Annotated in this window: 9 protein-coding genes; 8 read left to right on the top strand and 1 reads right to left on the bottom strand. The window is 44.2% G+C overall.

The annotated features are described in order from the left end of the window. The first annotated feature begins 407 nt into the window (after positions 1-407). The 5 genes from QUA47_RS14540 (at position 408) to QUA47_RS14520 (ending at position 6,584) form a co-directional block, all read left to right on the top strand. Entirely contained in the window at positions 408-1,973 is a 1,566-nt protein-coding gene (locus QUA47_RS14540; protein ID WP_333431242.1) for a hypothetical protein, read from the top strand. A gap of 249 nt (positions 1,974-2,222) precedes the next feature. Further along, positions 2,223-2,789 (top strand): hypothetical protein, encoded by a 567-nt coding sequence (locus QUA47_RS14535; protein WP_333282801.1) that lies wholly within the window; start codon positions 2,223-2,225, stop codon positions 2,787-2,789. Between the two features lie 713 nt (positions 2,790-3,502). Further along, complete coding sequence (locus QUA47_RS14530; RefSeq protein ID WP_445302514.1) at positions 3,503-4,858, top strand: ATP-binding protein; 1,356 nt, start codon at positions 3,503-3,505, stop codon at positions 4,856-4,858. A 108-nt stretch (positions 4,859-4,966) separates the two neighbouring features. Next, positions 4,967-6,343 (top strand): ATP-binding protein, encoded by a 1,377-nt coding sequence (locus QUA47_RS14525; RefSeq protein WP_333431240.1) that lies wholly within the window; start codon positions 4,967-4,969, stop codon positions 6,341-6,343. Next, positions 6,318-6,584, top strand: coding sequence for a hypothetical protein (locus tag QUA47_RS14520; RefSeq protein WP_333431239.1), 267 nt, complete (start codon positions 6,318-6,320; stop codon positions 6,582-6,584). Before QUA47_RS14525 ends, QUA47_RS14520 begins: the two co-directional genes overlap by 26 nt. Positions 6,585-6,620: 36 nt before the next feature. Here the strand turns inward: QUA47_RS14520 and QUA47_RS14515 are convergent, their stop codons facing one another. Then, positions 6,621-7,400: an ion transporter gene (locus QUA47_RS14515; RefSeq protein WP_333431238.1), complete on the bottom strand. Its 780-nt coding sequence runs from the start codon at positions 7,398-7,400 to the stop codon at positions 6,621-6,623. Positions 7,401-7,446: 46 nt separating this feature from the next. Between QUA47_RS14515 and QUA47_RS14510 the strand changes: the two genes are divergently transcribed. From QUA47_RS14510 to QUA47_RS14500, 3 genes are all read left to right on the top strand, one after another. After that, positions 7,447-9,042, top strand: a complete 1,596-nt coding sequence (locus QUA47_RS14510) for a TerD family protein (protein ID WP_333431237.1) — start codon at positions 7,447-7,449, stop codon at positions 9,040-9,042. Positions 9,043-9,352: 310 nt separating this feature from the next. Further along, on the top strand, positions 9,353-9,874 hold the full coding sequence (locus tag QUA47_RS14505) for a hypothetical protein (protein WP_333431236.1): 522 nt from the start codon (positions 9,353-9,355) through the stop codon (positions 9,872-9,874). Between the two features lie 75 nt (positions 9,875-9,949). Then, positions 9,950-10,294, top strand: a complete 345-nt coding sequence (locus QUA47_RS14500; protein WP_333282783.1) for an NAD(P)H-quinone oxidoreductase subunit M — start codon at positions 9,950-9,952, stop codon at positions 10,292-10,294. Positions 10,295-10,312: the final 18 nt, after the last annotated feature.

Genomic DNA, 10,312 nt, shown 5'->3' with positions numbered 1-10,312 from the left:
GCTAAATATAATCTTTTCAATTTTCCTAACTTGAAAAGATTTGATGCCTTTTCACAATTCATATAGGATTGCTATATGTTTTGGTAAATTTGACAGTATTCATCTATAAATTTGACTGTGGGTACTGGTTTACGAGGCTCTACCATAGGACTGGCAATGCTTTTGGGGTGTGTCACTGCTTATACTACCACGAGAGTGACAAAAGAGGGTTAAGCTTGTGAGTTTAATTCAGTCATGGAGACACCAACACTTTCAGAAACCGAGTTTTTTACCAAGATACTTCGTTGCATTCCTTTTCGCAGGTAAAAAAAACCGTTTTAGAGGGTCGGGAGTACGCCCAAGACAGTAAAATTTAAGAGGGAAAATTTGGCAGTTAATTTTCAGCAGAAAGTAGGAGAGAAAGATTTGTGAGTATTTTTAAGAAAAAAATTAATCCTTCACCCTTCGCTAATCTGCCATTCAAACAGCCGATCGACCGCACCGCCATCTTCCTCATGCTAGTGCTGAGCGTCTTAATCGGACTGCTGCTGCTGAGCGGCGATCGCACAGCACCCAGAGTGCGAGAATTTACCTGGGAAAACAAACAAATCGGCGCCGAAGATACCGGCTTTATCCTCACATTCTTTCGGCCGATGAACCAGTCCACCGTCGAGGAAAACTTAAAACTAGAACCCCCCCTCCCCGGTAAATTTAGTTGGGCGGGAAGGCGCATGGCTTACACTCTCAAAGATCCAGCACCCTACGGCGTTACCTACACAGTCAAACTCGCCGGAGCAACCGACAAGTATTTCGGAGACAACAACCAAAATAAAGGAACGCCAATGCAACCGTTTAGCAGTTCCTTTCGCAGCCGCGATCGAGCTTTTGCTTACATCGGTGTCCAAGGCGAAACAGAAAGCAGATTAATGCTAGTCAATCTCACCAGCAGCGAATCGAAACCGATAGCGCTGACTCCCAAAGATTTAGTCGTTACCGATTTTAAACCGTATCCCGACAGCGATCGCATTTTATTCTCCGCCACAGATCGATCGATCGCCCGTACTGGCGGCACTCTAAATCAAGAACTATTCACAGTCACCACCGGCCTCAACCCCCAATCGGGATCAGGAACTCAACAAAAATACCCAGCCGGTAGAATCGACAAAATCTTAGACTCCAAAGATTACCAAAACCTCAAATTCGACCTCTCAGCCGACGGAAAAATCATTGTTGTCCAGCGCGTCAACCGCAGCAATCCCGGCGATTTCAGTCCTTGGATTTTGGAAGAAAAACAGGCGCCCAGACCATTGGAAAATGAACAAGGCGGAGATTTTATGATTCGCCCCGACAGCAAATCGATGGTAATATCCCAAAAACAAGGATTAGCGATCGTCCCCCTCAAACCGGAAGCAGACCCAGTAGAATTTTTGCCAAAATACGAACAAGTATTGGGGATGGCCCGCGACAACTCTGCCGCCGCCTATGTTAAATACAACAGCGACTTTACTCGATCGCTTTTCATCTTAGATAACCAAGGTGTAGAACAAGAAATATTGCGTATTCCCGGCAGCATTATGGCCGTTTATTTCGACCCCCGCAAAAACCAAGACAACCAAGTTCAGCGTCTCTACTGTTTGTTAGCCCAACGCCTCAAAACAGAAAGCTACAAAGAACAGCCTTTCCTCGCCACCATCGACCTCAAAAAAGAGGGTACTCGTTTGGTAGGAACCATCAAACCGCTGCTGATTTTGCCCAACCAATTAGATACCCAAATCAGTTTATCTCCCGACGGGCTGGCATTAATTTTCGACCAATCAGTCACAGCAGCAACTCCCTCAGCAGCAGACAGTCCCCGCAACGATAGCGGACAGTCGATCGCCACCAGCCGCCTCTGGCTGCTACCCTTAGGAGACATACCCGCAGACGGTTCTCCCGCAAAATTACAGCCAGAAGAACTTCCCCTTGCCGGCTATCACCCCCGCTGGCTTCCCTAAATCGATTTTAGATTTTAGATTGACCGATATTGGTAAATATCAATAGGGTAAGGTGCGCCCATAAACACCAAGCGTTGAAATGTGCGCGGTGTACACCCTACTTTTACTAAATTGATTTGAGATTTGAGATTTGAGATTTGAAATTGAGTTGATACTAAGCCATACTGGTAAGTATTACAAACTTTTGAAACAAACTCACCAGCCTGCAATTTCACATCTAAAACCTCAAACCTAAAATCTAAAATTCGCATGACTCCCGAAGAAATTAGCAATACCCTTAAAGACTTATTTGGTGACAGTGTTGAGATGCCTGCTGCCACTTCTTGGCAAGTAGAAACCCCCAATTTTCGCCTGTTAGTCCTCCTTTCAGAAGACGGGACTTGGCTGCGGATTTTGCTGCCGATCGCCGATGCCCAGGAAGCTCAACCATTTTTTGATAAACTCCTAGAAGCTAACTTCGACACCACCCTCGAAACTCGCTACGCCTTACATCAAAACGTTGTGTGGGGAGTATTTCAGCACAGTTGTGCCACACTCGCGGCCGCAGATTTCTCGGCCGCCGTCTCCAGAGTGCTGGCTTTGCAAGAGCGAGGTTTGTCCGACTTTTTCGGCGGTTTAATAGAAAGCCGCATCCGTCAAATCATCAAAGGTGCGAAGATGCAGGGACAGTCTGTGGAAACTACCCTTCAGACTTTAGACCGTTTCTACGCAGAAGGATTGATGGGTGAAATGGAATTAGGGCGAGAGTCTCGCGAAAATACTCTGGCGGCTTGGCGGTATCAGCTAGAACGCCTCTGGCCGGAGGTGGAACCCTAAGACGATTTGAGATGGCAGATGGCAGATGGCAGATTGCAAAAAACCGACTACCATCGAGGTTGGAAGTTGCCTAAAGTTGCATTTCTTTTGAGTGGTATAGCAACCGCCAATACGGTGAGAAGGTTCTTAATTGCACAAACCCTTGCGGAACATTGCTTGTTCCTTCTCTCCTAGATAACTAAAGCCTCCCATCCGTTACATTCGGTTACATCCGAAGAAAGCGAATCCGTTGCCGAACTTCTTTCTGCTGTAGAATCTGCCGATTGTTACCTGGACCCCAGTCTTGACGGTACCGTTGGAGCCTCAAGCCCCTTGGACGATGGCTAATCCGGGCCCTCCAACCCTCGAAGGATGCCCGTATATTCACTGATAACGCGCTCGCGGTTCTCCAATTCCCTTCTATCACTAGAAAAATGGTATAATTTATCACAATAATTAGTTATAAATATTAAAAATTTTCGGAAAACAGGCGATCACAGGTATATCATGGTAAAAAGTTTAAAGCGCGTGCTCCGTAAGTTCCACAAAAGCTTCGATCGTTTAATATTGACTTAGAAACAAAATCTTTAGCAGACAATGCTACTGCGATCGGGTTTTCCCATCGGGTGCGGTTGAAATTTCACAAATTAGCAACTACCCGCTACCAATTACCCGTTACCAATTAATAGCAACTTAAGTTGTTAATGAATACAATTTTAACAGGGGTTTCATCTATGTTTGCTGTGCGTGAGACTAGCTCGGAGTTATCAGTGTTGCATATACCTGAAATTTGTACTTGGAACATCTCCTTAGAATCAACTCTCCTAGACCTGCCCCTCTACCACTGCCAAATTGAATTAACTCAACAGGCAAAAGAAGTAGCCCAGGCTTTTGAAGACAATTCCATGCTTCCCGGCGTCATTTTGACAGAGCGGGGTAATTTTGTCGGCATAATATCCAGGCGTCTATTTTTTGAAAAAATTAACCGTCGCTACGGATTAGAAATGTTTTTTAAGCGACCAATAGAGGTATTATACAAGTTTTCAAAGCCAGATCCGCTGATCCTTCCAGGCAGTAAATTAATAGTAGAAGCCGCCCAGGAATCGCTTTACAGATCCGCCGAATTAATTTACGAACCTGTAGTAGTGGAAGTAGCACCTCAGACCTACAAACTATTAGACGTACACCAATTAATGGTCGCTCAATCAAGAATTCACCAATTAACAAATAAGTTACTCCAAAAACAAACCCAAGCCAAACTCATCCAAACAGAAAAAATGGCTAGTTTGGGGAGAATTGTAGCAGAAGTAGCCCACGAAATCAGAAATCCGCTGAACTGTATTTGGGGAAATTTAACTTTTCTGCTGTCCTATTTTGAACACTTGCTTCAGCTCATGTCGGTTTATGAAGAAGAATATTCGGCACCGTGTCCCCGAATTGAGGCCCTTAAAAAAGAAATTGAATTTGATTTTTTACAAGAAGACTTGCCTATCACCTTAGAAGGGATGGAGTTGGGAGCAGCGCAATTGTTAAAAATAGTTAACGGGCTGCACCACTTCTCTCACATGGACGAGACAAAACCAGTGGAGACCGACATTCACGAATGCGTGGAGATGACGCTGTTAATTCTGAAAAACCGCTTTAAAAACAGCATAGAAGTGGTTAAAAATTACGGCGAACTGCCGCTAGTTAGCGGCTACTCCGGTCAGTTGAGTCAGGTGTTTTTGAATTTGTTAGTTAATGCTCTAGACGCCCTGACCGAGTACGCAGCCGATCGAGAAATACACACCCCGTGCCCGGACAACTGGCAGCCCCAAATCGAAATTACCACTAAAGTGATAGAAACCGAACACGGCAAGCGGGTGGCCATTTGCATTGCCGATAACGGGCCCGGCATTCCTCCAGAAAATCACCAGCAGATATTTGACACCTTTTTTACCACTAAACCAGCAGGCAAAGGCAGCGGTATGGGGCTAGCTATCTGCAATCAAATCGTCACAGAAAAGCACGGCGGCCAACTCAATTTGCGATCGCAACCAGGCAAGAACACTGAATTTGAAATTCTCCTGCCCATAGTTCCCAAAACATGATTAACTCAAAAAAATTCTCGGTTGTTCGCTCCTGTGGTGAAATGATAGGCTAGCTTAGTAGTACGTTCTCCATTCACTTTCTCAGCGTTTCGGCAACTAAAAGTTCCAGTGGCAAATAAATTCAGTTCCAAACTCATTGGCCCTTCAGTCTCCGAAGGCAGCCATCAAGACCTTTCCCTAGAGTCTACGCTCTGGGATTTGCCCCTGTATGACTTTCAGGTTAAATCGAGCTGCTTGGCTGTGGCAGTTGCCGAAATGTTTGAACAGCATCCGCTAGTGCCGGGAGTCGTGTTGATGGAAGCAGGAGAGTTTGCTGGCATGATATCTCGCAGGCAACTGCTGGAATATTTGCTCAAACCCCAAGGCCCCGAGCTATTTTTGCACCTACCGCTAAAAGTTCTCTACAGTTACGCTCGCCTCGAAATATTATTGGTTCCAGAGAGTACAACCATTTTGGCAGCCGCTCCACAAGCTCTGCGTCGATCGCCCGAATTGCAGTCAGAACCGATCGTCGTCCAAATAGACTCTCAATCTTACCGGCTCTTAGACCCTCACGCGCTAAACATCGCCTACTGGCAAATTCGCGGCATAGAAACTCAAGTCCGCTACGAAAGAGCCCAAACTCAAATGATTCAAAGCGAAAAAATGGCGAGTTTAGGGCGTTTAGTCAACGGAGTAGCCCACGAAATTTTAGATCCGGTAGGCTTTATCTGGGGGAATTTAACCTACGTAAGCGACTACAGCAAAAACTTGATGGAATTGCTCTCAGTTTACGACGCATACTGTACCGACCCCCCGCCGGAAATAGCACAGCTCAAGGAAGAGATCGACTATGACTTTTTGCAAAACGATTTCCTCCGAACTGTTGCCAGCATCAAATCGGGAGCCGAACGTTTGAGCAAGTTGGCAACCAGTTTGCAAAACTTCTGCCACATCGACGATATTTATCCCAAACCGACCGACTTGCACGCCAACCTAGACAGCATACTTTTGCTGCTCAAAAGTCGTTTGACCAGGGAAATTAAAGTAGTGAAAAACTACGGCTACCTGCCGCCAGTACCCTGCTATGCAGGCCAACTAAACCAAGTATTTATGAATATCTTGACCAATGCTATTCATACATTAATTAATGAAGCAGTCGGTCAAGAATTGGCGAAAGAGTTCAAAGGTGGAGGACTCAGAGACGCCGCTCGCCAGCCTAAAATTGAAATCACAACTCAAGTCTGCTGTCCCGAACCTGCGCCGGATTTAGATAAACTTCATGTTCGCTGGGTTTCGATTTGCATAGCAGATAACGGGCCAGGAATGTCACCTAGCAAGTACAAAAAAATCATAGAATCATTCTCTACTGAAAAACGCGCCCTCAAAGAAACCAGTTTAGCAGTTAGCTATCAAATCGTGACGGGCAAACACGGCGGTGCATTCAGAATGCGATCGGAATTAGGCAGCGGCACTGAATTTGAAATTTTGTTACCCTTGGCTTAAAGAAGGAAGAAGGAAGTTCGGCAACGGATTCTGTAACGGATGTAACGGATGTAACGGATGTAACGGATCTCAGGAAGAAGGAAGTTCGGCAACGGATTCTGTAACGGATGTAACGGATGTAACGGATGTCAGGAAGAGGGAAGAAGGAAGAGGGAAGAAGTTACAGTGTATTCCTGATTTAGGAAGTATAGGACACGGCAATGCCGTCTCCCTACCTGTTATCTGTACTGCGCTCAACTGAAAACTGCTGTAACAGTCAACAGTCAACAGTCAACAGTCAACTATTATCTAATTGACTGCCGCACATTTTACAAAATCTAGCATTAGCATCGTGTACAGACCAACCGCAACCTGTACAAACAGCTTCTCCGTGATTAGCACTTTTAACTAATTGTCTAATCAAATCCCCCAATTGCCAAGGAATCAGAGCAATTCCTGTCAAAATCATCAAAATAGTCAGAAAACGGCCGGATTCCGAAATCGGAGTAACATCGCCAAATCCCACCGTCGTCATCGTGACAACCGAGAAATAAACAGCATCCAAAAAAGTTCCAAAACTTTCGGGATTGGCCGGATGTTCGACTTGATAAATCAAACCAGAATAAACAAAAATTATTGCCAGCAAAGTAAACAAAATCCGAGCAAAAATAACCCCATCTTCGCTGCTGATGCGGAAAATAGAAATTTTTAATTCCAGAAAGCGGATGAGTCGGAGAATTCTAAACCAGCGAAAAATTCGGATAAAACTAACGTTGACAAATCCCAGCAAAAATGGTAATATGGCCAGCAAATCAATAATTGAAAAAAAACTAAAAATAAATTTAACTCGATTTTCTGCACACCACAGCCGCAATAAATACTCAACTACAAAAACTATTAAAAGAACAGTATCGAGAGTTTGGAAATTAATTCTAACAGGCCCCGAAAGCGGGTAAGTTTCGGCGATGAAGCTGGCGGAAGATAAAAGAATGAGTCCGGTAAGAGTTAAATTGACGGTTCTGCCAATTGGGGTTTCGATGTCTTCGAGATAAAATCCAATTTGCGATCGGGTTAACATAGATCAGATAATTAATACCATTTCTCAGGTAAGGAAATTATCGCACATGAGCATCGAATTAACTAAGGGTGAAAGATTCAATCTTTCTAAAGAAACTCCTGATTTCAGTAAAATTGCGATCGCCCTGGGGTGGCAAGTCAGCCAGACAGCACAAAACTGCGACATTGACGCATCTGTTTTTATGTTAGCGGCGGACGGTCGCATTCCCGAGGAAAAGTATTTTGTATTTTACAACAATCTGACCTCCCCAGACGGTTCGGTTCGGCATTCAGGAGACAGCGCGACTGGGCAAATAGACGGAGATGACGAGACGGTTTATGTGGATTTGAGTAAAATCAATTCGGCGATTCAGGAAATTGTGTTTGTTGTGACTATTCACGAGGGACAGGAAAAGAATCAAAGTTTTAGTCAAGTTGAAAAGGCTTTTATCCGGCTTTACAATTCAGAGACTCTTAGCGAAGTGGTTCGGTACAATTTAAATCAGATATTTTCGCAAGAAACCGCTTTAGAATTTGGACGGTTGTATAAGAAGAATGGCGAATGGAGATTTCAAGCGGTAGGACAAGGATATAATGCTGGGTTGCAGAGTTTTGTAGACAAGTATTATGTTGAAAATGCGGTTGAGAAAAGCTCGAATGCTGGTGAGAAGGTTGATGATGCTGAGGTTGTGAGGCGGTTTAGCGAGCGGGTGGACAAGCTATTGCAGGAAAAAGCAGCGGGAGAGTCTGTTGCTAATCCTGTGAATGCGGATAACTTGGAAGCTGATAAGGATGTTGATGATTCTGTTAAGGATGTTGATGATTATGTTTCAAAAAATCAGGAATTTGCTATCACTGCTGAGGAATTTTTACGGCGGTATAACCAGGGAGAACGGGATTTTACAGGGATTAACTTAGCAGGAGTCGATTTGAGCGGCAAAACTCTGGAATATCCCATTAGTTTCAGTCAAGCAAACCTGAGCAATGCCAACCTGAGTAATGCCAACCTAGTGAAGGCAAACTTGATTGGAGCTAACCTGCAAGGGGCAAACTTGAAATCCACAAACCTGCAACAAGCCGATTTAATTCAAGCTAATTTTAGTGGTGCAAACTTAACTAAGGCAAATTTGAATTATGCAAGACTCATTCAAGCGAATTTAAGTCAAGCAAAGTTGAGCGAGACACAATTGCATAGTGCGAACTTGACTACAGCCAATTTAAGCAGTGCCAACCTAACTCAGGCAAATTTAAATAACGCTAATTTGATAGGAGCAGATTTAAGTCAAGCCAAAGTAACTAAAGTTAGCCTATCTTATGCTGATCTAAGGGGGGTTAAGCTGAATGGGGTAAGTTTAGTTGCCGTAAACCTTGATGGAGCAAACCTGAAAAACGTAAATTTGAAAGCGGTAAGCTTGATCGGATCTAGTCTTGCTCAAGCTAATCTGAGCGGTCAAAACTTGGCAGGCTTAAACCTGTCTGGAGTTAGCTTTCAAAATGCTAACTTGAGTGGAGTAAACTTAACTTCAGCAAACCTGTGCGGAGCAAATTTGAGTTATGCAAACCTAGAGAAAGCTAACCTGAAAGATGCCAACTGGGTTGGAGCAAATATGACAAGTGCTAAACTCGCAGGTGCAATTATGCCAGACGGCACAACTCACGAATAAATGGAAGTGCGATTTTTGTACTAAGGACTTCAGTCCTTATATTTCTGGATTTAAGGGCTGTGACTCGGAGAAACCGGGTTTTTTATCGATCGCGCAAGGAAACCAAATATTGTCGCAAAAAACCCGGTTTCTGGCCCAGCGCGTACTGGATTTAAGGGCTGCGACTCGGAGAAACCGGGTTTTTGCCCGCATCGGCGCGCCCAAACGCAATATCTCGAAAAAACCCGGTTTCTGGCCTAGTGGGTACTAAATTTAAGCGCTGTGAGTTTGAGTATAATTAGGGTTAAATGTCCAATATTATAGATTTGAGATGAATGAATCTGACACGGAAATTATAGAATCTACCCTCAGATGGATGACGGAGTTTGTCGAGTTACCGCATCCAGTTTTCAGTGATTTACCGATTTGTCCCTTCACTAAAAAAGCACGCTTGGCAAATCAAATTTTATTCAAAATCGAGCAGTTTTCAGCGCTGACTGAGTTTGATGGAGATTCTGCCATAATGAAATCGATTTATGAATTTTACAATTCCGACTTGGAAATAATGGTAGTAATTAATCCAGAAAAAACAGCAATTACTGCGCCAGAAACTAAAGAATTGATAGACAAACTCAATAATCAGATTTCAGAGTTGGGCTTGCTGGCTTTTCACATCCATCCCGAAGAAGATTTTAATATTGACGGGCTTCATACTAGGAGGATGCCGTATCCGGGCTTCACTGTTCAAGTAAATTCTAAGCTGAAGCCAGCTTCCGATTCTTTAGAGAAAACTGAATATTACAAAAATTGGACTGCCGAACAACTAAAATATTTGGGGATTCCGAGAAATTGACGATCGCCCGCCCTCCCCGCGTATCTCCCAGCCATTACAATTAATTCAGCAAAAAATCTTTACACATAAGAACTCATGCAGCTCAAGTCAACAACCCGCCATATTCGCATATACACCGCCATCCTCGAAGATAACGAACTCGTACCCAGCAATGACCTTTTGACCCTCGACATTGACCCAGATAACGAACTTAACTGGAATGACGAGTCAGTCAAACAGGTACAGGCCAAATTTGACCAACTCGTAGACGCTTACGAGGGCCAAGATTTGACCGAGTACAACCTCCGCCGTATCGGTTCGGACTTGGAACACTTGGTACGATCGCTCCTCCAAAAAGGCCAAATCAGCTACAACCTCAACGGGCGCGCTGTCAACTACAGCATGGGATTACCTCAAGTTGATGCGAAAATTCACCTGTAAGCACGATCGGGCGATCGG

It is taken from the genome of Microcoleus sp. MON2_D5 (assembly GCF_036701905.1).
Lineage (GTDB): Bacteria > Cyanobacteriota > Cyanobacteriia > Cyanobacteriales > Microcoleaceae > Microcoleus.
Note: the sequence above shows the minus strand (reverse complement) of the source record. Positions and strands in the feature narration are given on the sequence as shown.